Origin of the sequence: Sulfurimicrobium lacus, from assembly GCF_011764585.1 — a bacterium.
Taxonomy (GTDB): Bacteria; Pseudomonadota; Gammaproteobacteria; order Burkholderiales; family Sulfuricellaceae; genus Sulfurimicrobium; species Sulfurimicrobium lacus.
On sequence record NZ_AP022853.1, the window covers coordinates 2,789,449 to 2,813,754 of the forward strand.

Below are 24,306 nucleotides of genomic sequence, written 5' to 3' on the forward strand. Positions count from 1 at the left end.
CACCCAGGCGCTCGCCCGGAGGGAGCCTTCCCAAGAGCGCCCTAACCGCGTTGCGGCGCTTGGCAAGGGAATAGCCATTGCCTGCGCGCCGCGCCTTGTTATGCCACTTTTGGGAAGGCTCTGAAAGTGCCGTTTAGCGTGCAACACTACACAAGCGATGCAGCTTTTTACCACAGCCGACAAACGCCGGGCAGCAAAAAATTCGAATATGAGGATAAGGCTATTGCATCGTTGACAAAACGCAGGATATTTTGGCGACGAGGCGCAGCCGAGCGACCATTTTGTCTCGCGCTACTGCCCCTGGAGCCAATTCATCTTCGATGGAGAGGTTGCTTCAACGATGCGCCACACATTTCGCGCCCATTCCTTGCACGCACTCAGTACTTCTTGCCGTAGGCCTTCCTGCTGCGCCGCCTCTTGCTGCGCGCTGCATTTTCATCGGCTTCGGTTTTAGGTGCGGGCTTGCGGTCGGCAAAGGGATTGCTGCCTTGTTTGAACTGTACGCGCAGCGGCGTGCCCTGCAGTTCGAACGCCGTGCGGAAAACGCCTTCCAGATAACGCTTGTAGCTGTCCGCCACGTTCGCAGTTGCCGTGCCGTGCACGATCACCAGCGGGGGGTTGGAGCCGCCCTGATGCGCATAACGCAATTTGGGCCGGATCGGACCGACCTTGGGCGGTTGATGCTTTTCCGTCGCGGCGATCAGCACGCGCGTCAGCATGGGCGTCGACATCTTCTTCATCGCCGCCGCGAAGGCGCCGTCGATGGACTTGAACAAACCGCCCACGCCCGTGCCCTGCAGGGCGGAAATGTAATGATATTTGGCGAATTCGAGAAACTGCAGCTTGCGCGCCAGATCGCTCTTGATCACCTCGCGCCGCGCCTCGTCCAGGCCGTCCCACTTGTTGATCGCCACCACCAGCGCCCTGCCCGCTTCGAGAATAAAGCCGGCGATATGCGCGTCCTGTTCGGAAACATCCTGGCGCGCGTCCAGCACCAGCACCACCACGTTGGCGTCCTCGATCGCCTGCAGCGTCTTGACGACCGAGAATTTCTCAATCGCTTCGAATACCTTGCCGCGTTTCCGTACACCCGCGGTATCGATCAGGGTGTAGCGCCGGTCGTCGCGCTCCAGGTCGATATAGATGCTGTCGCGCGTCGTGCCGGGCTGGTCGAAGGCGATCACGCGCTCTTCGCCGAGCAGACGGTTGACCAGCGTGGATTTGCCCACGTTGGGGCGACCGACGATGGCCACCTTGGGATGGTCGTCCTTCTCCTCGCTCTCCTCCTCATCGGGGAAGTCGGCCAGCGCCAGTTCCACCAGCTCGCGCACGCCTTCGCCGTGCGCGCTGGAAATCACCAGCGGGACGCCGAGGGCTAGTTCGTGGAACTCCGCCGCCACTACTTCGCGGCGCATACCTTCGGCTTTGTTGACGGCGAGAAACACCGGCCGGCCGGACTTGCGCAGCCCCTCGGCGATGGTCTTGTCCTGCGGCGTCAAGCCTTGGCGCGCGTCCACCAGGAAGATGATGCAATCCGCCTCGTCGACGGCCTGCAGCGTCTGCTTCGCCATTTCATGCAGGATGCCGTCTTTGGCAACCGGCTCGAAACCGCCGGTATCCACCACCAGGTAAGGCTTGCTGCCCACCAGGCCGTGACCGTAATGGCGGTCGCGGGTCAGCCCGGGCAGGTCGGCCACCAGCGCATCGCGCGTCTTGGTCAGACGGTTGAAAAGCGTGGATTTTCCGACGTTGGGGCGACCAACCAGGACTAGGGTAGGCTTCATTGTATCGCCAGGGAGAATAGACCACCGTTGCGGGTCTGCACCAGGATGTTCTGGCCCAACATCTGCGGCTCCGCGCCAACTGCGCTGCCGTCGGTGGCGGCACGTCCGGCAAAGCTGCCATCTTCGCGCGACAGCACATGCACGTAACCCTCCAGGTCGGCGACGGCGATATGGCTGCCTGCAACGACCGGGGTACTCACGCGACGAAACAACAGTTTGTCCTGCTTCCAGATGCTGGCGCCGCTATTCTTGTCGAGCGCGTGCACTGCGCCACGGGCATCGCTGACATAGATATTGGACTTGTCCAACGCCAGACCGGTCAGGCTCGACATGTCGCGCGCCCATACCGGATTGCCGCTCAGGATATCGAAACAGGCCACCCTCCCCTGATAAGCCACGGCACAGACATGGTTGCCATCCACCACCGGCAAGCTGGTGATGTCGGCGATGCGTTCCAGTTCAGTTGCGCCGCGCGGCTGTGCCACGTTCGCTTCCCAGCCGAGAATACCGTTGGAAAGCGAAATTGCCACCAGCTTACCGCCGGCATAGCCGGCAAACACGCCGCCGCGCGACACCACCACGCCTGCGTGGCTGCGAATGGCCAGGGTCGGCAGCGCACGTTGATAGACCCATTTGCGTTTACCGTCATGGGCATCCAGGCCGAAAATCTGGCCGTCGGCAGCACGCACTACCACCACGCCATCGGATGCCTGAGGCGCGCTAAGGACCTCGCTGGAAACCTGCGCCTGCCATAGCGATTTGCCATCGAGATCGTAAGCCAGCACTTCGCCTTTGCGGGTAGCGACCATCACCAGGCCTTCGCCCACACCGACACCGCCAGAAAGCTTTTTACCGGTTTCGACCCGCCATTGCAGCTTGCCGCTGTCGCCTTCGAAACGCGCAAGGCTGCCGCCATATCCCGCCGCAAACACGCTGCCGGCGGCAATAGCGGGGGTGAACACGTAATCACCTGCAGCACCCGCACTCGCCTGCCACTGGGTTTTCACCGCCACGGCAGGTTTTATTTCGGCCAAAGGCGCGGGTTTATCCGTTTTTTCGTTACCGCCCCACAGACCGAAGCCCGTGGAAAGGGACTCGCCCAGCCCGGCGCAGCCAACCAGCGACAAGGCCAGCAGGCCCACCATAGGAAATTTCATTGCACTAATTTTCATTATCCGCCCAATCCATCCAGTTTCATCTGTACCAGACCACGATAAGCGCTGGTCGGGTCGATTTTTTCCAAAGCCAGCTTGTAGGATGCCTGTGCTTCGCTTTCCTTGCCGGAGGCCAGTAATACGTCACCCTTGAGGTCGGCATAGAGTCCGTCGAATGCCGCGCCATGCTTGGTCTCCAGCTGTTTCAACGCCTCGCCATAATTTTTCTCGTCCAGCAATATTCCGGCCAGACGCAGACGTGCCACATCTCTGACCTCATCGCTTTCGTTATGCCCCAGCACCCATTGCAATTGGGCCTTGGCGCTCTTGGCGTCGCCGCTCTCGTAATTGGCGTTGGCAGCCACCAGTGCGGCATGCGTGGCGTAGGACGTGCGCGGAAAATTCTCGATCAGCTGGCCCGCAGCTTCTCGCACCTTGTTGACATCATGGCTATCGGCTGCGCCCTGCAGCACTTCATACAAACCGGCAGCCTGCCCGGCCTGTTTATGCTGATATGCGCGCCAGCCCTGGATACCCGCTACGATGGCCACGAACACCGCGACACTGAGCAAAACGGTATTGCCGTTTTGCTTCCACCACGCCTTGATCGCGTCTATCTGTTCCTGCTCTTCCAAATCGTAAGCCATGTCTACCTCTTGAATAACTTAATTAACCACGGAGAGCACGGAGAACACGGAGCTAAAGGCCCTGTTTTTCTCCGTGTTCTCCGTGTACTCCGTGGTTAAACTGCCTTTCCTCCCAGCACATCGCCGGCTTCCGCCACCGTCATCCGCGCCTGATCGCCCATTTCGCGCAACGGCTTGAGCGTGACCTGCTCCGCCCCCGCCTCGTCGTCGCCAATGATGACGGCGAAGCGCGCGCCGCTGGAATCGGCTTTCTTCATCTGCGACTTGAAGCTGCCGCCGCCGCAATGCAGGATCGCGTGCAGACCCTGTTCGCGCAGGGTTTCCGCGACGTTAAAAGCGAAACGGCTGGCCGCCTCGCCCTGATGCACCACGTAGGCATCGGCGGAAATTTCCGGCGCGACGAATTGCTGCTCTTCCAGCAAAGCCAGCAAACGCTCCACCCCCATGGCGAAACCGCAGGCCGGAGCCGGTTTGCCGCCGATCTGCGCGATCAGGCCGTCGTAGCGCCCCCCGGCGCACACCGTGCCCTGCGCACCGAGGCGCGTGGTCACCCATTCGAACACGGTGAAGTTGTAGTAGTCCAGCCCCCGCACCAGGCGCGGGTTGATGCGGTATTCGATGCCCGCGTCGCGCAGCATCTCCTGCAGCTTCTCGAAATGCAGCAGCGAATCCTCGTCCAGGTCATCCAGCAGCTTGGGCGCAGCTTCGATCAGGGCCTGCAGCGCCGGGTTCTTGCTGTCCAGCACGCGCAGCGGATTGGTGTGCAAACGGCGTTTGGAATCTTCGTCCAGCAGGTCGAGATGCTGCTCCAAATAATGCACCAGCCGCGCGCGGTGGCGGGCGCGATCCTCGGAACTGCCGAGAGTATTGATCTCGAGCGCCACGTCCTGGATGCCGAGCCGCTTCCACAAGCGGGAAGTCATGATGATCTGCTCGGCGTCGATGTCCGGCCCGGCGAAACCGAGCGACTCCACGCCGACCTGGTGGAACTGGCGGTAGCGCCCTTTCTGCGGACGCTCGTGGCGGAACATCGGCCCCATGTACCACAGGCGCTGCGGCGCGTTGTAGAGCAGGTTGTGCTGCAGCACCGCGCGCACGCAGGAGGCGGTGCCCTCGGGGCGCAGCGTCAGGCTTTCGCCGTTGAGGGCATCGGTGAAGGTGTACATTTCCTTCTCCACGATGTCCGTCACCTCGCCGATGGCCCGCTTGAACAGCCCGGTCTGCTCCACGATGGGCATGCGGATGCACTTGTAGCCGTAGCTCTTGAGCCAGTCGCGCACCGTGTCCTCGAAAAACTCCCACAGCGCAGCGTGCTCGGGGAGAATGTCGTTCATACCGCGAATGGCCTGGATTGCCGTACTCATCGATTCGTTCGCCCTTTTTCTTAGCGACCGGCCAGGATCGCTTCGTGCACCCCGCTCCAGAATTTGATGCGCGCTTCCACCGCCTGCGCTGCCGCGGTTTCGGCTTCACGGATACGCACAGGGTCGCCGCCGCACAACACCTCCAGCATCTTCAGGGAAAGCGGCGCATGGGAAGTCTCGTCGAGGTGGATGTGGCGTTCCAGGTAGTAGTGGAAAGCCGGTGCCTGGTCCTTGCCGATGCTCATTTTCGCCAGGAAAGCGCGAAACATGTTGGGAATCACGTGCTCCCGACCCAGCGCGAAAGCCGCGGCCACCACGTGCGGCTTGCCGCTGGCGATGAAGCCGAAGGTGGTGCGCATGAATTCGCGCGCCGGCTCGGGCACGTCGCCCTGCTCCAGCGCAGCATCGATGCCGTCTTTCTTCACCAGTTCGATGAAAGCCAGCGGCTTGACCGCCGAAGCGCCCACTTCGTCCATCGCCTGGCAATAAAGCTCGAAATGGCTGGCATAAGTTTCGCGCCCTGCGCTGTCGGGCAAGCCGATGTCCGACTCCTCTTCGAGAATGATCTCGTTAATGAAACGGCGCACCGACGGGTCGCCGAAGGGAATCCATGGCACCGCGGCTGGCGCGATCGCACCCTGGAGATATTTGGCCAGCGACATGAAATCCCATACCGAATGCACGTGGTGGGACATGAAGCAGTTCAGGTCGTCTATACCCTGCAGCGCGCCGTACACGGCATGATTGTTGAGCCGCTCCCGCAGGGGCGAAAGAAATGAAACGTCCATCATGTATTAGTCCACAGCCTTGATTGAAATGATTTTGCCGCCGCTCTCTTTCATGGCGGCGATTTTGGCGCGTACCTGGCGCTCGATCTGGTCGACTATTTCCGCTTCAGTCACCTTGTAGCTCGGCTTGCCTTCGACGTAGAGCAGGTTGGGCGACCCGCCGGCGAGGCCGATATCCGCTTCGCGCGCTTCGCCGGGGCCGTTCACCACGCAGCCCAGCACCGCTACGTCGAGGTGTTCCATCACGTCTTCCAGGCGCTGCTCCAGGGCGTTGACGGTTTTGATGACGTCGAATTCCTGGCGCGAGCATGACGGGCAGGCGATGATGTTGATGCCCTTGTTGCGCAGGTGCAGGCTTTTCAGGATATCGAAGCCGACCTTGACCTCTTCCACCGGGTCTGCGGCCAGCGAAACACGGATGGTATCGCCGATGCCGGAGGCCAGGATCATACCCAGACCAATGGCCGATTTCACGCTACCGGAGCGCAATCCACCGGCCTCGGTGATCCCCAGGTGAAGCGGTTGTTCGATCTGGCTGGCGAGCAGTTTATAAGCCTCCACCGTCATGAAGATTTCCGACGCCTTGAGACTGACCTTGAAATCGGGAAAATTGAGGCGCTCGAGGATTTCGATGTGACGCAGCGCGGATTCCACCAGCGCTTCCGGCGTAGGCTCGCCGTATTTTTTCTGCAAGTCCTTTTCCAGTGAACCGGCATTGACGCCGATGCGGATCGGAATGCCGTGGTCCTTGGCCGACTGCACGACCGCCTGCACCCGGTCCTCGCGGCCGATGTTGCCGGGATTGATGCGCAGGCAGTCCGCGCCGAGTTCCGCCACGCGCAATGCGATCTTGTAGTCGAAATGGATGTCGGTAATGAGCGGCACCGGGGAGCGCTTCCTGATCAGCCCGAAGGCTTCGGCTGCATCCATGCTGGGCACTGACACCCGCACGATGTCTGCACCGGCCCTGGCCGCACGCTCGATCTGCGCAACGGTGGCATCGACGTCGGTGGTCTCGGTATTGGTCATGGTCTGCACCGAAATCGGCGCATCGCCGCCGACCGCCACGTTGCCGACCATGATTTGCCGGCTCTTGCGGCGGGGGATTTCAACTTTGAACATGAGAACGCTACTCCAGAGTTAAGCGCGCAACATCCGCTCTGGTGTAAGCGGTGAGGTCGACCGACTGACCCTTGTAGGCCAGTTTGACATTGGGCGCGCTGCCGATCACCAGCGACAATGGCGGCTCGCCTTCCAAAGTTAGCTGAGTCCCGGCCGGGTTATTCTGAGAATGGATTTTCTTGCCGTTCTTGTCGCGCACTTCCACCCAGGCCGGGCCCGAAAAGCTCAACTGCACCCGAGCCTGTGCCACGCTGGCTTCAGGCACCGGCACCGGCACCGGTGCCTGCGTCGGCGCTACGTTTTCTACCGGCGGTAGCGCGGGCTGCAGGCTTTGTTCGGAAATCGCATCAGCCTCAGGCGTTTTTGCGTCGGTCGGAGCCGACGCATCGGTATTCACCGCAGGAGCCATGGGTACTTGCGATTTGACAGTCGTAACCGACTTGGCCGATTCCGGCCCCAGCCAAACCAGAACACCCCAAGAAACCAATGCGACGACCACGAAGCTGGTTAGCAGCCATTTCAGCCAGGGCTTCCGGTGATGTTCGGAAAAACTGATCTGCTGGGATGGCGCCTGAATATCCTGCGTTTGCGGTTCTTGCTGGACGGGGAAATACTCCGCCACCATGCGATCGGGATCCAGGTTTACCAGACGTGCGTAATTACGTACGAAACCGCGCACAAAAGTCCGGCCCGGCAAGTTGTCGTAATCGCTGGCTTCGAGCGCTTCGACCTGTTTTACACTAAGCCGGAGCGCACGCGCTACGTCCGCCACGCTCAGGTCCTGGGCTTCACGTGCACGCGCCAGTTTCGTGCCCGCGCTTTCCTGCTCCATGGCAGTAAAGTGTTCTTCAGAAACTAATTCGGTCACTTCCGCCCCTCACCTGTTGCGGTTTCGTCGTATTGCCCACTGCGAAATGCCCGCGCCTCCCGCGAATCGGGAAAACGCGTTCTGAGTTGCGCGCCATAGGTCTCTTCCGCGTCGCGGTTACCCTGGCGATGCGCGATGCGCACGCCCAGCCACAGCCCCTCCCGCGTCTGCCCCCCCAGTTTCATGAAAGAGTCGAGGTAGCGTTGCGCTTCGTCATAGTTACCGTTTCTGAAATTGATTTCGGCCATGTGCCACTGCGCCTGTCCCAGTTCTGGCTGAATTTTGAGCGCGCGCAGGAAGAACTCTTCGGCACCTTTGTCGTCACCCTTCTTCAGCGAACATTCGCCGGCGTTGAGGTAGGCTTTTTCCGGCGTTGCGTAAAGCGGATTTTTCAACGCGCTCATGAAATGGCCGATGGCCTCATCCGTATGGTTGCGCTGACACAGGAACCAGCCGTAATTATTGTGCGCCTCAGAATTGTTCGGATCGAGGCTGAGAGAGCGTTTGAAATAGTCCCCCGCCTTGTCGTATTCCCTCAGTTCGGTGTACAGCAAGCCGAGCATGTTGTATGCCGGCGCATAATTGGAATCCGCCTTGATGGCCGTGTTCAGTTCCTCCAGCGCGATGCCGAGCTTGCCCATGCCGTAATAGCCGGCACCGAGCTCAGTATGAATTTGCGCGCGTTTGGTCTCGTCCGACATCTGATCCGCCCACACCGGCCGGACCACGCTCAATAACACCACCAATATCACCAGCAGATTTTTCATACAGCAGACTCCACAATGTTGAACTGCGTCCGTTTGGTTTTATCCTGCACTTGACCGGCAAGCTGGCCGCACGCGGCATCGATGTCGTCGCCCCGCGTCTTGCGGGTGGTCGCGATCAACCCCGCCTGCATCAGTTCATCGCGGAAACGCCGCACTGTCTCGGGTCGGGAGCGGTTGTAACCCGACATGGGGAACGGGTTGAAGGGAATCAGGTTGAACTTGCACGGCACGTCCTTCACCAGTGCGATCAATTCCCGAGCGTGCGCCACGCTGTCGTTGACGCCATCCAGCATGACATACTCAAAAGTGATGAAATCGCGCGGCGCCTTTTCGATGTAGCGGCGGCAGGCCGCCATCAGTTCAGCGAGGGGGTATTTCTGGTTGATCGGCACCAGCACATCGCGCAGCGCATCGTTGGGTGCATGCAGCGAAACCGCCAGGGCGACAGGACAGGTATCGCGCAAGCGATCCATGGCCGGCACCAGGCCTGAAGTACTGACCGTAACACGGCGGCGCGACAGGCCATAAGCGTGGTCGTCCAGCATCAGGTTCAGGGCGGTCACGACATTGTCGAAATTAGCCAGGGGCTCGCCCATGCCCATCATCACCACGTTGCTGATGATGCGTTCGCCCTTGGGATCGCGCCCCAGCGCCTTGTTGGCCCACCACAGCTGGCCGATGATCTCGGCCACCGTCAGGTTGCGGTTGAACCCCTGCTTGCCCGTGGAGCAGAAGCTGCATTCCAGCGCACAGCCCACCTGGCTCGAGATGCACAGCGTGCCGCGCTCATCCTCGGGGATGAACACGGTCTCGATGCCGTTATTGGCGCCGACGTCCAGCAGCCATTTGCGCGTGCCGTCGTCGGACAATTGTTCCTTGATGAGTCGCGGCGGCTCGACCACCGCCACGACACTCAACTTCTCCCGCAGGGACTTGGCGAGATCGCTCATGCGAGCGAAATCGCTCTCGCCGAAGTGGTGTATCCAGCGCAGCACTTGCTTGGCGCGAAACGGCTTCTCGCCGATTTCCGCAAAAAAAGCGGTGAGCTGAGGGAGGTCGAAGTCGAGCAGGTTAGTGGGCATGAAACACCTGTGTCATGCCCACTTCCCTCACCCCTGCCCTCTCCCGGAAGGAGAGGGAGACTGAGTGTCGCTCCGCGACTTTCGTAATACGCGGCATTAGCGGTTGTAGACTTCCATGCCGGGGAAGAAATAGCCGATTTCAACTTTCGCGGTTTCGGGAGCGTCGGAGCCGTGCACTGCGTTGGCATCGATGCTTTCCGCGAAATCGGCACGGATGGTACCTTTTTCGGCTTTCTTCGGATCGGTGGCGCCCATAAGTTCACGGTTCTTGGTAATGGCGTTTTCGCCTTCCAGCACCTGGATCATCACCGGGCCGGAGATCATGAAGTCCACCAGGTCCTTGAAGAAGGGGCGCTCGCGGTGAACGGCGTAAAAGCCCTCTGCATCGGCGCGCGACAGGTGCTTCATCTTGGCAGCGGCAATCTTGAGGCCGTTGCTTTCGAAACGGGAATAGATTTTGCCGATCACGTTTTTCGCCACGGCGTCGGGTTTGATGATGGACAGGGTGCGTTCAACAGCCATTTAGTATCTCCAGATGTAACAAGTTAAGGTTCTTCAAGAACCGGCTAAAATATCACGGAATCCTTATAAAATAAACCTCGCGGCGGCAAAAACGAAGTGATAACATGCCGTCATCTTTTTGTGACCATTCCGTAATCAGGGAGTTCCGATGCCGGAGCAGCCAGCCAATGACGATCAGGCAGAAATCAAGAAACGCGCCATGCAGCGCCTGGTGGTTGCCGCTTCACTGGTCGCCGCTGCGGTAATCACACTTACGGTACTGAATTACAAAAAGCCCGAACAGGCACAACCGGTTACCACTTCTACTGCACCTGTCGCGGAGCAAGCGGTGCCGCTCCAGCCTGAAGCCGCTGCAGAAAAACCGCAGGAAGAAGAAAAACCTGCTGAAGCGCCAGCCGAACCAACCCCGCCCGTTCCTGAATCTGCAGCAACCCCTGCCACACCACCGGCACCGCCGCCACCCCAGGTGATCAACAAGGCAGAGGCGCCTGCCGCTCCAACCCATGCGAAGCCTCGCGCCGAAGCGCCAGCCGCGCTCCGTATCGCCCAGGAACCAAGTGCCCCAGCGCCCAAACAGGCCAAGCCGATAACGACCGCGCCGCAGCAACAGCCCGCGCCGGTCGCAAGCCCAGCGCCGGAAACAAAGCCGGTGGCCGCGCCTAACAAACCCGCCAAACCGGCAGCCGAGCCCAGCCCCGCCAAGGGTTTCGCGGTACAGCTCGGACTGTTCTCCAACCCGGAGAACGCACTGCAATTGCAGAAACGCCTGGCGGACCACGGCATCAAGTCCTATACCGAGACCCGGCTCCAAGTCGGTCCTTTCCAGACCAAAGCGGAAGCGGACCAGGCTTTGGCCAAGATTCGCAGCCTCGGCATCAACGCCGTGCTCACCCCGGCACGCTGATATACCACGCTGCAAAAACCATACACACGGGTTTTCCGAGCCGCCACGCAAGGGCAGTGCAAGCTGTTATAATTGCGCACTTTTTTCCGCGCTCAATCGATCATGTCCAGCCTCCACGAAGAAATCCTCCGCCGCCGCACTTTCGCCATCATTTCGCACCCCGATGCCGGTAAAACCACCCTGACCGAAAAAATGCTGTGGTTCGGCGGCGCGATTCAGATGGCGGGCGCAGTGCGCGCACGCAAGTCCGACCGCCATGCGGTTTCCGACTGGATGGAACTGGAAAAGCAGCGCGGCATCTCGGTCACTTCTTCGGTGATGCAGTTCCCCTACCGCGACTGCATCGTCAACCTGCTCGATACGCCCGGCCACGAGGACTTTTCCGAGGACACCTACCGCACCCTGACGGCGGTGGATTCGGCGGTGATGGTGATCGACTCGGTCAACGGCGTGGAGGCACAGACCATCAAGCTGCTGAACGTCTGCCGCCTGCGCGACACCCCCATCCTCACCTTCATCAACAAGCTCGACCGCGAAGGCAAGGAGCCCATCGATCTGCTGGACGAAATCGAGTCGGTGCTGCAGATCCAGTGCGCGCCGATGACCTGGCCGATCGGCATGGGCAAGCGCTTTCGCGGCACTTATCACCTCTATAACGACGTCGTTTCGGTGTTCGACCCGAATGCCGAAAAGGGCACTTCCGAAATCGTGCAGGGGCTAGACAACCCGCGCCTCGACGAACTGATCGGCGACCAGGCGGACGAGCTGCGCATCGACATCGAGCTGGTGCGCGGCGCGTCGCACACTTTCGACCGCGAGGCCTATCTCGCCGGCAAGCAGTCGCCCGTATTCTTCGGTTCGGCGATGAACAACTTCGGCGTGCAATCCCTGCTCGACGCCATCGTGGAGCTCTCGCCCGCGCCCTTGCATCGCCCCGCCCAGACCCGCCTAGTGGAGCCGGACGAACCCAAGTTCTCCGGCTTCGTATTCAAGATCCAGGCCAACATGGACCCCAAGCACCGCGACCGCATCGCCTTCATCCGCATTTGCTCGGGACGCTTCGACCGTGGCATGAAGCTCAAGCAGGTATCGAGCGGCAAACAGATCACCGTGGGCAACGCCATCACCTTCATGGCGCAGGACCGCAACACCACCGACGAAGCTTATGCCGGCGACATCATCGGCATCCCCAACCACGGCACGATCCGCCTGGGCGACACGTTCAGCGAGGGCGAAGACCTCAAATTCACCGGCATCCCATCGTTCGCGCCGGAAATCTTCCGCCGCGCCCAGATCAAGAACCCGCTCAAGATGAAGCAGTTGCAGAAAGGCTTGCAGCAGCTTGCCGAGGAAGGCGCCACCCAGCTGTTCCGCCCCATCTCGTCCAACGATCTGATTTTGGGCGCGGTCGGCATGCTGCAGTTCGACGTGGTGGCGCATCGCCTGCAATACGAATATGGCGTGGACGTACGCTTCGAACTGCATGACGTGGCCACGGCGCGCTGGCTGCGCGGCAGCGATGCGGAATTGAAAAAGCTGGTGGACAAGCACGGCTTCAACATCGCGCTGGACGGCGCGAATGAATACGTCTACCTGGCGCCCAACCGCGTCAACCTGAACCTGGCCAAGGAACGCTTCCCGGAAATCCAGTTCCTGGAAACGCGCGAGATCGTCTAGCCGGGCCTGCCGTCGACGCGCGGGCGCAAGTAAATGGGAATGTGTTTGACGCCCCAGAGGATAAAGCAGACCAGCCAAACCAGGGCTGCCGCCAGGTAGAAATGCGCGGCGCCAGGCAAGGGAAGGTCACCCAGAATGCGGAACAGCGCGGTGAACTGGAAGCCCAGGAACAGCAGCCAGGTGGTTGCATCCGCCTCGAGCGGACGCCCGGAATGGCCGAGCGTGACGCGCGTCACCATCGCCAGCACCATGGAAGAGAAATAGCCGATGGTGAGCGCGTGGAGCGGCGCGAAGCCCAGCACGTATCGCCCGAGCGAAAACTGCATGAAGCTCTGCAGCCCATAAAGCGCCAGCGACAAAGCCAGCCAGGCGAAGCCGACATGCAGCACCGCCAGCAGGCGCACCTGGAAGCTGCGGCGGAACCCCCACAGCACGGAAAGATAAAGCGCCACGCCGGCCATCGGCAGGTCCGCCAGCCACAGCAGGCGCGTGACGCCGCCCAGGTCCAGCGCGGCGTGCAAGGCCATACCCCCGAGCAGGACGAAAAGCGCCCAATAAGGCCTGCGCATCTGGTAATCGCTCAGCACCGTACTGGAGAAAAACGGCACCATGCGGTGGCTGACGGAAACGAAAGTCGGCAGCAGGAACAGCCAGATGCCGCCGGTAATGGCCAGATGCAGCCAGAAGAACGTGTCGCTGAGCAGCCACAGCAGATAGGCCGCCGCGCCGAGCCAGCCGACCAGCATCACTCCCACGATGGTGTAGGCATGACGCTTGTCGTCGTACGGGCTTTTCACCACGATGTTGAGCAGCGCGAGCCACCCCACCATCCAGCCCGCCAGGTAGAGCAGCAACGCCAGCACGGCCAGCCAGCGCCCGACCAGCAGCGCGGGATAGAAGAGCGCCACGCCCGCCGCCATCAGCACGAAGGCCGGCACGTAATGCGCGCGCTTCACCTTGTCCCCATTTACCCAGTTGGGCGCCGCGGTCATCAGGAAGCCGAAAACGAAAAAAGGAAAGAAACCGTACAGCATGAGGAACGCATGCCCCCAGATCGACGGCACGACCCAGGCGGCGGGCGCGAAGAGGCCCAGGTAACGAGCCGCCAGGTCGAACGTCCACCACAGCAACGCGAGAATGCCCTGCATCGCCCCGGCGAAGAAAAAGACGCGATGCGGTGCAGCGGTAAAGGTTTGCCAGCGAGAGTTCATTTTATCTTTGCGAGTGGGCAACGTTAAAGCACATGGAGTGATGTTTGCAGAAATCAAGTCGCATCATAGTTTGGCGAGGAGGATTCAAGCCTTAACCCAAATCAAGGATAGTTCGTTTGCGCGACCTGAAACGCCCCGGCCCCTTCGTGAAGGGGCCGGGATGATCATCATGGAACGCTGCGCGACAGCCTCCCTATTTCTTTTTCACGAACATGTCGGTGATCGTCCCCTCAGCCATTTCCGCAGCGAAGCACAGCGTTTCCGACAAGGTGGGATGCGGATGAATGGTCAGGCCGAGGTCCTGCGCATCGGCCCCCATTTCCAGGGCCAGCACGGCTTCCGCGATCAACTCTCCGGCGTTGGGGCCGACGATCCCGGCCCCCAGCACGCGGCGCGTGTCTTTTTCGAGCAGCAGCTTGGTCACACCGTAATCGGCATTGATCGACAGCGCACGGCCGCTGGCCGCCCACGGGAAGGAGGCCTTCTCGTAGTCGATCCCCTGCGCCTTGGCCTCGGTTTCGGTCAGCCCCATCCATGCCACTTCGGGATCGGTGTAAGCCACGGAGGGGATGGTGCGCGCATCGAAGGCCGCCTTGTGGCCGGCGATGACTTCCGCCGCCACCTTGGCCTCGTGCACCGCCTTGTGCGCCAGCATGGGCTGGCCGACGATGTCGCCGATGGCGAAGATGTGGGGCACGTTGGTGCGCTGCTGCTTGTCGACCGGGATAAAGCCCTGCTCGTTGACCAGGATACCGGCATTCTCCGCACCGATCAGCTTGCCGTTGGGACGACGCCCGACCGCCACCAGCACGCGGTCGAAGGATTGCGGCGCGGGGGCATTTTCGCCCTCGAAGCTCGCCACGATGCCGTCTTTCCTGGCCTCTAGGCCGGCGACCTTGGTGTTCAGGAAAATCTCGTAGTGCTTCTCGATTTTCTTGTGCAGCGGCTTGACGATATCCTTGTCGCAGCCGGGAATGAGCTGTTCACCCAGTTCCACCACGGTGATTTTCGATCCCAGGGCGTGGTACACAGTAGCCATTTCCAGGCCGATGATGCCGCCGCCGATGACCAGCATTTTTTTCGGCACGTCCGCCAGTGCAAGGGCACCGGTGGAATCCATGACGCGCGGATCAACCGGAAAACTGGGTATCTTTACCGCCTGGGAGCCGGCGGCGACGATGGCGTTGTCGAATGAAACACTTACTTCGCCCTGTTCCGTCTCCACCTTGATGTGGTGAGGCGCGACGAACTGGCCGCGCCCCTGGATCACCTGCACATTGCGCTGTTTCGCCAGCTGCATCAGGCCGCCGGTGAGACGGTTCACCACGCTCTCTTTCCAGCCACGAACCTCGTCGATATCGACCTTCGGCTTGGCGAACTTGACGCCGTGAGCGCCCATCTCCTCGGCCTCGGAAATCACCTTCGCCACATGCAGCAGCGCCTTGGAGGGTATGCAGCCGACATTGAGGCACACCCCGCCCAGGGCGGCGTAGCGTTCGATCAGCACGACCTTCTTGCCCAGGTCGGCAGCGCGAAAAGCGGCCGTGTAGCCGCCCGGACCACCGCCGAGCACCACCACGTCAGCACGGATTTCATTGCCGGATGCCGCCTCAGGAGCGACGGAAGGCGCGGGTGCCGGGGTTGGGGCGGGTTCCACCTCATCCACTTCCAGCGTCAGAATTTCTGCACCCCGGGACACCTTGTCACCCAGCTTGAGGCGAACCGATTTCACCACGCCGGCATGGCTGGAGGGAATCTCCATGGTCGACTTCTCGCTTTCCAGCGTGACCAGGGCTGTTTCCTTTTCGATACGGTCTCCCGGCTTGACCAGCACCTCGATCACCGGAACGTCGTTGAAATCGCCAATGTCCGGCACGCTTACTTCGATGATTTTGCTCATGAGTTATCCTTACAGCAGGAGACGGCGCACGTCGGACAGCACCGCCGAGAGGAACGAGGTCATGCGTGCGCCCAGCGCCCCGTCGATCACGCGGTGGTCATAGGAAAGAGAAAGCGGCAACATCAGGCGCGGCACGAATTCCTTGCCATCCCACACCGGCTTCATCGAAGCGCGCGACACGCCGAGAATGGCGACTTCAGGGGAGTTCAGGATGGGGGTGAAATAGGTGCCACCGATGCCGCCCAGGCTGGAAATGGTGAAGCAGCCGCCCTGCATTTCGGTCGGACCGATCTTTTTCTCGCGCGCCTTGCCGGACAGCGTCATCAGCTCCTGCGAAATCGCCATCACACCTTTCTGGTCCACGTCACGCACCACGGGCACGACCAGTCCGTCCGGCGTGTCGGCCGCGAAGCCGATATGAAAATACTTCTTCAGCACCAGGCTGTCGCCGTCCTCGCTCAGCGAGGAGTTGAATTGCGGGAATTCCTTGAGGCCTGCCAGCACTGCCTTCATCAGGAAGGGCAGCAGGGTCAGCTTGACGCCCTGCTTGGCAGCCTCGTCCAGCATGCCCTTGCGGAATGCTTCCAGCTCGGTGATATCCACCTCTTCGAACTGGGTGACATGCGGCGAGGCAACCCAGTTGCGGTGCAGATTGGCGCCGGATATCTTCTGAATCCGCGACAGGGGCTTGATCTCGATTTCGCCGAACTTGGAGAAATCCACCGCGGGCAGGCCGGGCAAACCGAAATTCAGGCCGCCTGCCGCAGCACCGCGCGGCTTGGCCAGCTCGGCCTTGACGAACGCCTGCACGTCTTCCTTGAGAATGCGGCGCTTGGGGCCTGAGCCGTTGACCAGGGAAAGATCGACGCCCAACTCGCGGGCAAAGGCGCGTACGGAGGGACTCGCGTGGACTTTTCCGCCGCTTTCGACCACCGCGGTCGATTGTCTGGTAGCCAGAGGAGGCTGGGGCGCCGATGCAGCCGCCGGTTTCGCCTCTGCCACAGGCTGGGGAACCGCAGCAACAGGTGCGGGTGCAGCAGCAGGCTGGCTCGCCACGACTTCAGCTGCTTCCATGGTCAGAATCAGGCTGCCTTCGGCAATTTTGTCGCCCACCTTGACGCGCAACGATTTCACCGTTCCCGCAAAAGGCGCGGGAATGTCCATGGTGGACTTGTCGCTCTCCAGTGTAATGAGCGAATCCTCCGCCTTCACCACGTCGCCTTCCTTGACCAGCACCTCGATCACGTCCACTTCGGGAAAATTTCCGATGTCCGGAACGCGCACTTCCTTGATATTTGACACTATTATTTCTCCTAAACCTTCAGCTATCCGTCATTGGAACGTAGCGCAGCGATCTGCTCGTCGAGGGAAAAGCTGCGCCAGCTCGCAATGACAAATTACACCGTCACCGGATTGGGTTTATTGGGATCGATACCGTATTTCTTGATCGCTTCGCTCACCTTGGCTGCCGGCACCTGGCCTTCGTCGGCCAATGCCTTGAGCGCAGCCACCGCGACGTAATAACGGTCCACTTCGAAGAAGCGGCGCAGTTTTTCGCGGCTGTCGCTGCGGCCGAAGCCGTCGGTACCGAGCGTCACGTAGTTTGCCGGCACGAATTCGCGGATCAGGTCGGCATAGGCTTTCATGTAGTCGGTGGAGGCGATGACCGGCTCCTTCCCGCCCTTGAGGCATTTCCCGACATAGCTCTCGCGCTGCGGCTTTTCCGGATGCAGCATGTTCCAGCGCTCTGCATCGAGGCCGTCGCGGCGCAACTCGTTGAAGCTGGTCACGCTCCACACTTCGGCGGACACGCCGAAATCGTTTTCCAGCAATTCGGCAGCCGCTTCCACTTCGCGCAGTATGGTGCCCGAGCCCATGAGACGCACCTTGAGCTTCTTCTTGCCGGCCTTCTTCAGCAGGTACATGCCCTTGATGATGCCCTCTTCCACACCCTTGGGCATGGGCGGGTGAACGTAGTTTTCGTTCATCACCGTGAGGTAGTAGTACACGTCCTCCTGCTCCTTGTACATGCGGCGCAGGCCGTCCTGGATGATTACCGCCAGTTCGTAAGCGTAGGTCGGGTCGTAGCTGACGCAGTTGGGGATCATGGCCGCCTGCAGATGGCTGTGGCCGTCCTCGTGCTGCAAACCCTCGCCGTTGAGTGTGGTGCGCCCCGCCGTGCCGCCCAGCAGGAAGCCGCGCGCCCGTGCGTCGCCCGCCAGCCAGGCGAGGTCGCCGATGCGCTGGAAGCCGAACATCGAGTAATAGATGTAAAACGGGATCATCGCCACGCCGTGGTTGCTGTAGCTGGTCGCCGCGGCAACCCAGGAGGCGAATGCGCCGGCCTCGTTGATGCCTTCTTCGAGGATCTGGCCGGTCTTGGCTTCGCGGTAGTACATCACCTGGTCGGCATCCTGCGGCTCGTATAACTGGCCTTGCGAGGAATAGATGCCGAGCTGGCGGAACATGCCCTCCATGCCGAAAGTACGCGCCTCGTCAGGGACGATCGGCACCACGTTCTTGCCGATCACCTTGTCCTTGACCAGCGTGCCGAGCACGCGCACGAAGGCCATGGTGGTGGAGATTTCACGCTCACCGGTTCCGGCAAGAATGGCATCGAAGTCCTTGAGCGAAGGCACATCGAGCGCGGCTGCTTTCTGACGGCGCGCCGGCAGGTAACCGCCCAGGTCCTTGCGGCGCTGCTTGAGATACTGCATTTCCGCGCTGTCTTCGGCGGGACGGTAAAGCGGCACGCTGGATAGCTGGTCGTCGGAAATGGGGATATTGAAACGGTCGCGGAACTGCTTGAGCGAAACGTCGGACATTTTCTTCGCCTGGTGAGTGACGTTCTGGCCTTCGCCGGACTCGCCCATGCCGTAGCCCTTGACCGTCTTGGCAAGGATCACGGTCGGCTGGCCGGTGTGCCGGGTTGCCGCCGCGTAAGCCGCGTACACCTTGAACGGATCGTGACCGCCGCGATTCAGACGCCACACGTCTTCGTCCGACATGTTGGCGACCATTTCCAGCAGCTCCGGATACTTGCCGAAGAAATGCTGGCGCACGTAGGCGCCGTCCTTGGCCTTGTAGTTCTGGTAATCACCGTCCACGCACTCTTCCATGCGCTTGAGCAGCAGACCCTTGGTGTCCTTCGCCAGCAGTGCGTCCCAGTGACGCCCCCACACCACCTTGATGACGTTCCAGCCGGCGCCGCGGAATACGCCTTCGAGTTCCTGGATGATTTTGCCGTTGCCGCGCACCGGGCCGTCCAGGCGCTGCAGGTTGCAGTTCACCACGAAGATCAGGTTGTCGAGTTTCTCGCGCCCGGCCAGCGAAATCGCGCCCAGAGATTCCGGCTCGTCGGTCTCGCCGTCGCCGAGGAAGGCCCAGACCTTGCGGTTCTCGGTATTCACCATGCCGCGATCGTTGAGGTACTTCATGAAGCGTGCCTGGTAAATCGCGGTCAACGGGCCCAGGCCCATGGACACGGTGGGGAATTGCCAGAAATCGGGCATCAGCCAGGGGTGCGGATAGGAAGGCAGGCCGCCACCGTCCACTTCCTGGCGGAAATTTTTCATCTGCTCGTCGCTCAGGCGGCCTTCCAGGTAGGCGCGCGCATAGATTCCTGGCGAGGAATGGCCCTGGATGTACAGCAGGTCGCCGCCGTGCTTGTCGTCCGGCGCATGGAAGAAATGGTTGAATCCCACGTCATACAAAGTCGCGGCGGAAGCGAAACTGGCGATATGCCCGCCGACACCGGGGCTTTTCTTGTTTGCCTGCATCACGGTAGCGATGGCATTCCAGCGGATCAGCGCGCGGATGCGCCGTTCCAGCGCGAGATCGCCGGGGAAGGTGTCTTCCTGATGCACCGGAATGGTGTTGAGATAAGCCGTGCTGGCGGAATAAGGCAGGTTGGCGCCGCTGCGTCGCGCCTTGTCGATCATCTGCTCCAGCAGAAAATGGGCGCGCTCCGCACCTTCCAGCTCTAGAACCGCATCCATGGCGTCAAGCCACTCTTGCGTTTCCTGCGGATCCATGTCGGGGGTTGATGCCATGTTGCGCCTCCTGAAGTAGACTTTTGCCCAAACCTGTTATGATTCCTTAACTTGGCTACTTTGGTCAAGGTTTGAATACTGCCCACCATCCCGGACACCGCACCATGACCGACACGAAGATAGTTGAAAAACAATCGGATATAACCGAACAGTCGGTCACAAAGAGCACCCATATATTAATCGTGCTCCCTCCGGCAAAAAGCTTTTCCCAGCTCGATGAAGCGATCCTGACGGATGTGCTGCGCGCGGATGTGCTGCGCGCCCGCATGCAGCGGCGCGGGGCAAAGCTCGATTCACTGAAAAAAACCCCGATGAGCGGCGACCTGGAACAAGGTGCGCTGGCGGCATGGGTCATGATCGACCCGGAGCAGAGCACTTTCGAACAGCACACGGCGATGCGCAAGGCGCTCGAACTGCTGTTGGCGGAGCAGCCCAGGGAAATCGTCATCGCGGTCAGCGGCACGCCGGAACAGCGCCGACTGGCAGCGGAAAACGCCATCTATTGCACCCTGGTAAACAGCGCCTTGTTGCCGGAACGCAAGAAAAAAGACGCGCGCAAGGCGCTGCAAAAAATCACCCTTTTCGGTCACCGATCCGAGGATGCGTATCGCACCCTGCGCGCGCAGGCGGCAGGCAACACCCTGGCACGCGAACTCACCATGCTGCCCGCCAACGACCTTACTCCCGGACTTTGACCGCGAGCGTATCCGCAAGCTGGCCAAGGAATCAGGCTGGAAATGCGAGGAATTCGACCTGAAGAAATTGCGCAAGATGGGAGCCGGTGCCTTTGTCGCGGTTGCGCAGGGCAGCGAGGAAGAAGACGCTGCCATCGTCCATCTCACCCACCGTCACCCGCGGGCAAAACAGACCGTCGCGCTGGTAGGCAAAGGCATCTGTTTCGATACCGGCGGGCACAACCTCAAGCCGGCACGCTACATGCACGGCATGCACGAAGACATGAACGGCTCGGCGGTGGCACTAGGCCTGCTGCTGGCGGCCAGCCAGGCGGATCTGCCGGTCAACCTGGACGTCTGGCTCGCCATCGCCCAGAACCACATCAGCCCCAAAGCCTACAAGCAGAACGACGTGGTAACGGCGCTCAACGGCACCACCATCGAAATCATCCACACCGATGCCGAAGGCCGCATGGTGCTGGCCGACACGCTCACCCTGGCCTCGCGCGCAAAACCCGACTTCATGCTGGATTTCGCCACCCTCACCGGCAGCATGGCCACCGCCCTCGGTGCGCGCTATTCCGGCATTTTCTGCAACCGCGAGAAGCTGCTGGCCGCCGCCCTCGCTGCCGGGAAGTCTTCGGGCGAGCGGGTCAACGCCTTCCCGCTCGATGCCGACTACGAAGAGGGCCTGGACAGCCAGATCGCCGACATCAAGCAATGCACCATGGAAGGCGAAGCCGACCACATCCTGGCGGCGCGTTTCCTCATGCGCTTCATCGAAAACTACACGCCCTGGCTGCACATGGACCTCTCCGCCAGCAACTGCAAGGGTGGGCTCGGCGCTGTGGCATCCGACGTAACGGGCTTCGGCGTGGCGTGGGGGGTTGAATTGTTGGGTAACCCCTTGGAGAAATTGTAAAGCACGGCCCGCTGCGCTATAGTCAAAACCACTCCAGTCCTTCCCGGCGCCAGCCATGAACGGTAACACCCCTCTTTCCGACCGCTTCCAGCGCAACATCGAATACCTGCGCCTGTCGGTCACCGACCGCTGCGACCTGCGCTGCAGCTATTGCATGCCGGAGGATTTCAAGGGCTACGAGGAGCCGGAACACTGGCTCAATTTCGACGAAGTCGAGCGCCTGATCGGGGCTTTCGCGCGCCTGGGCGTGAAGCGCCTGCGCCTGACCGGCGGCGAACCGCTGTTGCGGCGCAATCTGCCGGAACTGGCCAGACGCCTGTCCGCCCTGCCCGGCATCGAGGATTTATCCCTCAGCACCAACGCTACACAACTCTCCAAGTACGCGCATTCCCTGCACAATGCGGGCGTGTCCCGCATCAACGTCAGTCTCGACTCGCTGCAGCGCGAGCGGATCGCGCAGATCACCGGGCGCGACTGCCTGGACAAGATCCTGGCCGGCCTGATGGCGGGCAAGGAAGCGGGATTCGCGCCGATCAAGATCAACATGGTGGCGCAGCAAGGCGTCAACGACGACGAAATCGACGCCATGGTGGCGTTCTGCCTCGAACACGGCTTCATCCTGCGCTTCATCGAAACCATGCCGGTCGGCAGCACCGGCCGCAACGCGCAATACCTTGACCTGCAGCCGGTCAAACTGCGCCTGCAGGAACGTTTCGGCCTGGTTGAGGGCGTGATGCCCGGTGGCGGGCCGGCACGCTATCTGAAATCGCGGGACGGAAAATTCAGCGTAGGCTTCATCACCCCGATTTCCCAGCATTTTTGCGAGACCTGCAACCGAGTACGCCTGGCGGTGGACGGGACGCTTTACACGTGCCTGGGACAGGATGAAAAATTCGAGTTCCGGCCGTTGCTGCGCGGCGGCATTTCAGATGCGGAACTTGAAGACGCCATACGCAACGCCATTTCACTAAAGCCTGAGCGCCACGAATTCAAGGAAGAGCCCGGCAAGATCGTGCGTTTTATGTCGACCACGGGCGGCTGACGCCGCAAGGAAAAAAGCCTAGCTACCCTTTTCTGCGTCGCTTTCGGGGTGCGTTTTTGTCGGCTTGAAAGGTTCAGGGAAAAGCGGGTCGAACCCCAGACTATCGTCTTCTTTCAACGCTTCTGGTTGTGCTTCCTTCACCTCGGACGGCTTGTCGTCAAGGACGAATTCCAGCGGCGTATCCAGGGCCGGAAGTTCCGGCACGGGGGGCGCCGCCTCGGCAGGCGCCTCGTTCTCCGCCTCGGAGCTGGCATAAAGCGGATTCGCGCCATCCAGCTGGCGTCCCAGTTTGTGCACCAGCACCCGCAAACCGCTATCGTCCATCGTCGCCTGGCAACGCAGGGCAAGCTGTTCGAACTCCTGTTTCATACCCAGCGTGCTGTAGGTTTCAAACAGCTTTTTCCATAACTGGACGTCATCCGGATGTTTCTCCAGATATTCCTGCAATAGCTCGATGGCCCGGTTAGACCAGCCATAAGCGAGGTAAAGATCCGCTTCATCCAGCACGGACTCCGCCTCGGTGAATGTAACGGACTCGTTCGAGGTATCGAAAATGCTGGTAACGCTGTGATAGAGCTCGTCTTCCTGGTTGTTCGCGGGCGCTGTTGCGGCGCGCTTCTCGCCGTGCAGTGCTGACGGCATGGAATACGTCACATCGGGGGAAAACTCCTGGCGCAACTCCTCTTCCAGCCATGCCGCGGCCTGCCGCCTGCGCCACCGCCACCACACCGAAATCAGCAGCGCCAGAATCAGGGAAACGCCTGCCAATCCTCGCAGGGAGAGGCTTTCCAGTCCGCCCAACCATTTATCCAGCACACCGGGCGAGGTCTGCAAGGGTATGTGCGCGGGAGCCGTGGCCAGGCGCTCGCTCATGGCCAGGTGTTTGTCGGTCTTGGCAAGCGCCACCTGCAACTCACCGATTTGAGATTCAAGCTGCATGATGCGGTTTTTCATGCTGAGAGTATTGGCGACCTGGTCGTCAGCATCCAGCAAGCGCTGCTTTTCGCGCAGTTGTCGACGCTGATCCTCGCTCATTTTTCCCAGCAAGGATAAATCGAGCCCCTCGCTGGAGAGCTTGAGGCGAAATTCTCCTTCGCCGCCGGCCGGCGCGTGCTCGGGCGGCATTTTTTCCGGCGAACTCGCGGCGGCGGGGGAAGAGACAGGCTTTGGTGCGATTCGCGCCTTGCGCGGTTTGCGGGGTGCGACTTCGGATTTCGCGACCGGTGGCACACTCGGCTCCGTCACGGGAAGCGAAGGTGCGGGTGAGGCCGGCACTTCGGGATCGAGCAACACGGTGAACACCCGGTTAATTCGCCCCTGGCCGCAATCGGCCTGTATCAACAGACGCGCAAAGGGTTCACCGATGGCGTGCTGCGAACTGATTTCAAGCTGCATGCGCCCGTCCACCTGTTCCAGCGCCAGACGAGCGCGGGTCAGGTAGGTGAAATCATCCTGGCGCTCGGGACGCACCAGAGAAAAGCAACTGTCATCGAGTTGCTCACCCTTGTCTGCCTTAACCGGGATCGAAGCGCGCAGGGGTTGGCCAAGACTGGAATGCAAGGCGAGGTCGCCCAATATCATGGCGGAGGAAGTCGAAGAGGACAGGCCGACACAGGACACAACCCCCGCGGCCAACAATCTCGCTGCCAATATCCTGATCCGCATCCCCATCAGTTACCGATCTTGTCCTAAATATATATTCAAGAAAATCGAGGCGTTACGCCGCATCCGGCGTGGATTATAGCACGCTGTCGTTAAAGTCCTTGTGGCGAGGACCAACGGAGGATAGCAAAACCCTGTGCAGCGCATCCGGCGTGAAGCTCACG

General features: G+C 60.8%; 18 protein-coding genes and 1 pseudogene. 4 read left to right on the top strand and 15 right to left on the bottom strand.

Translation table 11 applies throughout. The features are described 5' to 3' along the window. Positions 1–377 precede the first annotated feature (377 nt). From der to ndk, 10 genes are all read right to left on the bottom strand, one after another. The gene (der, locus tag SKTS_RS13585; RefSeq protein ID WP_173066021.1) at positions 378–1,784 is read right to left on the bottom strand and encodes a ribosome biogenesis GTPase Der; all 1,407 of its coding nucleotides are present in this window, start codon (positions 1,782–1,784) and stop codon (positions 378–380) included. Then, positions 1,781–2,941 (bottom strand): outer membrane protein assembly factor BamB, encoded by a 1,161-nt coding sequence (gene bamB / locus SKTS_RS13590; protein WP_173066026.1) that lies wholly within the window; start codon positions 2,939–2,941, stop codon positions 1,781–1,783. Before bamB ends, der begins: the two co-directional genes overlap by 4 nt. 14 nt (positions 2,942–2,955) lie before the next feature. Continuing rightward, positions 2,956–3,585, bottom strand: coding sequence for a YfgM family protein (locus SKTS_RS13595; RefSeq protein ID WP_173066029.1), 630 nt, complete (start codon positions 3,583–3,585; stop codon positions 2,956–2,958). A gap of 95 nt (positions 3,586–3,680) precedes the next feature. Next, entirely contained in the window at positions 3,681–4,949 is a 1,269-nt protein-coding gene (hisS, locus tag SKTS_RS13600) for a histidine--tRNA ligase (RefSeq protein ID WP_173066032.1), read from the bottom strand. 20 nt (positions 4,950–4,969) lie between these two features. Next, complete coding sequence (locus SKTS_RS13605) at positions 4,970–5,740, bottom strand: DUF3050 domain-containing protein (protein ID WP_173066035.1); 771 nt, start codon at positions 5,738–5,740, stop codon at positions 4,970–4,972. Between the two features lie 3 nt (positions 5,741–5,743). After that, positions 5,744–6,859, bottom strand: coding sequence for a flavodoxin-dependent (E)-4-hydroxy-3-methylbut-2-enyl-diphosphate synthase (gene ispG / locus SKTS_RS13610; RefSeq protein ID WP_173066038.1), 1,116 nt, complete (start codon positions 6,857–6,859; stop codon positions 5,744–5,746). Positions 6,860–6,866: 7 nt separating this feature from the next. After that, the gene (locus SKTS_RS13615) at positions 6,867–7,727 is read right to left on the bottom strand and encodes a RodZ domain-containing protein (protein ID WP_173066040.1); all 861 of its coding nucleotides are present in this window, start codon (positions 7,725–7,727) and stop codon (positions 6,867–6,869) included. Continuing rightward, on the bottom strand, positions 7,724–8,494 hold the full coding sequence (pilW, locus tag SKTS_RS13620; RefSeq protein ID WP_173066042.1) for a type IV pilus biogenesis/stability protein PilW: 771 nt from the start codon (positions 8,492–8,494) through the stop codon (positions 7,724–7,726). Before pilW ends, SKTS_RS13615 begins: the two co-directional genes overlap by 4 nt. Beyond that, complete coding sequence (rlmN, locus tag SKTS_RS13625; protein WP_173066044.1) at positions 8,491–9,576, bottom strand: dual-specificity RNA methyltransferase RlmN; 1,086 nt, start codon at positions 9,574–9,576, stop codon at positions 8,491–8,493. Before rlmN ends, pilW begins: the two co-directional genes overlap by 4 nt. Before the next feature lie 96 nt (positions 9,577–9,672). Continuing rightward, the gene (gene ndk, locus SKTS_RS13630; RefSeq protein WP_173066046.1) at positions 9,673–10,098 is read right to left on the bottom strand and encodes a nucleoside-diphosphate kinase; all 426 of its coding nucleotides are present in this window, start codon (positions 10,096–10,098) and stop codon (positions 9,673–9,675) included. Between the two features lie 148 nt (positions 10,099–10,246). On the opposite strand from ndk, the gene SKTS_RS13635 reads away from it, so the two are divergent. Both SKTS_RS13635 and SKTS_RS13640 read left to right on the top strand, forming a co-directional pair. Further along, positions 10,247–11,002 (top strand): SPOR domain-containing protein, encoded by a 756-nt coding sequence (locus tag SKTS_RS13635; protein ID WP_244617342.1) that lies wholly within the window; start codon positions 10,247–10,249, stop codon positions 11,000–11,002. 102 nt (positions 11,003–11,104) lie between these two features. After that, the gene (locus SKTS_RS13640; protein ID WP_173066048.1) at positions 11,105–12,679 is read left to right on the top strand and encodes a peptide chain release factor 3; all 1,575 of its coding nucleotides are present in this window, start codon (positions 11,105–11,107) and stop codon (positions 12,677–12,679) included. Here the strand turns inward: SKTS_RS13640 and SKTS_RS13645 are convergent. The 4 genes from SKTS_RS13645 to aceE all read right to left on the bottom strand — a co-directional run bounded on the left by SKTS_RS13645 (position 12,676) and on the right by aceE (position 19,842). After that, on the bottom strand, positions 12,676–13,890 hold the full coding sequence (locus tag SKTS_RS13645) for an NnrS family protein (protein WP_173066050.1): 1,215 nt from the start codon (positions 13,888–13,890) through the stop codon (positions 12,676–12,678). The genes SKTS_RS13640 and SKTS_RS13645 overlap by 4 nt on opposite strands. A 193-nt stretch (positions 13,891–14,083) precedes the next feature. Beyond that, entirely contained in the window at positions 14,084–15,790 is a 1,707-nt protein-coding gene (gene lpdA / locus SKTS_RS13650) for a dihydrolipoyl dehydrogenase (RefSeq protein WP_173066053.1), read from the bottom strand. 9 nt (positions 15,791–15,799) lie between these two features. Beyond that, positions 15,800–17,092 (bottom strand): dihydrolipoyllysine-residue acetyltransferase, encoded by a 1,293-nt coding sequence (gene aceF / locus SKTS_RS13655; RefSeq protein WP_173066055.1) that lies wholly within the window; start codon positions 17,090–17,092, stop codon positions 15,800–15,802. A gap of 95 nt (positions 17,093–17,187) precedes the next feature. Then, positions 17,188–19,842, bottom strand: coding sequence for a pyruvate dehydrogenase (acetyl-transferring), homodimeric type (gene aceE, locus SKTS_RS13660; RefSeq protein WP_173066058.1), 2,655 nt, complete (start codon positions 19,840–19,842; stop codon positions 17,188–17,190). A gap of 104 nt (positions 19,843–19,946) precedes the next feature. Here aceE and SKTS_RS13665 point away from each other — a divergent pair. Both SKTS_RS13665 and moaA read left to right on the top strand, forming a co-directional pair. Continuing rightward, positions 19,947–21,438, top strand: a pseudogene (locus SKTS_RS13665) (M17 family metallopeptidase). A 55-nt stretch (positions 21,439–21,493) separates the two neighbouring features. After that, positions 21,494–22,480, top strand: a complete 987-nt coding sequence (gene moaA, locus SKTS_RS13670) for a GTP 3',8-cyclase MoaA (RefSeq protein WP_173066060.1) — start codon at positions 21,494–21,496, stop codon at positions 22,478–22,480. Between the two features lie 18 nt (positions 22,481–22,498). Here the strand turns inward: moaA and SKTS_RS13675 are convergent, their stop codons facing one another. After that, positions 22,499–24,130, bottom strand: a complete 1,632-nt coding sequence (locus SKTS_RS13675) for a type IV pilus assembly protein FimV (RefSeq protein ID WP_173066063.1) — start codon at positions 24,128–24,130, stop codon at positions 22,499–22,501. Positions 24,131–24,306: the final 176 nt, after the last annotated feature.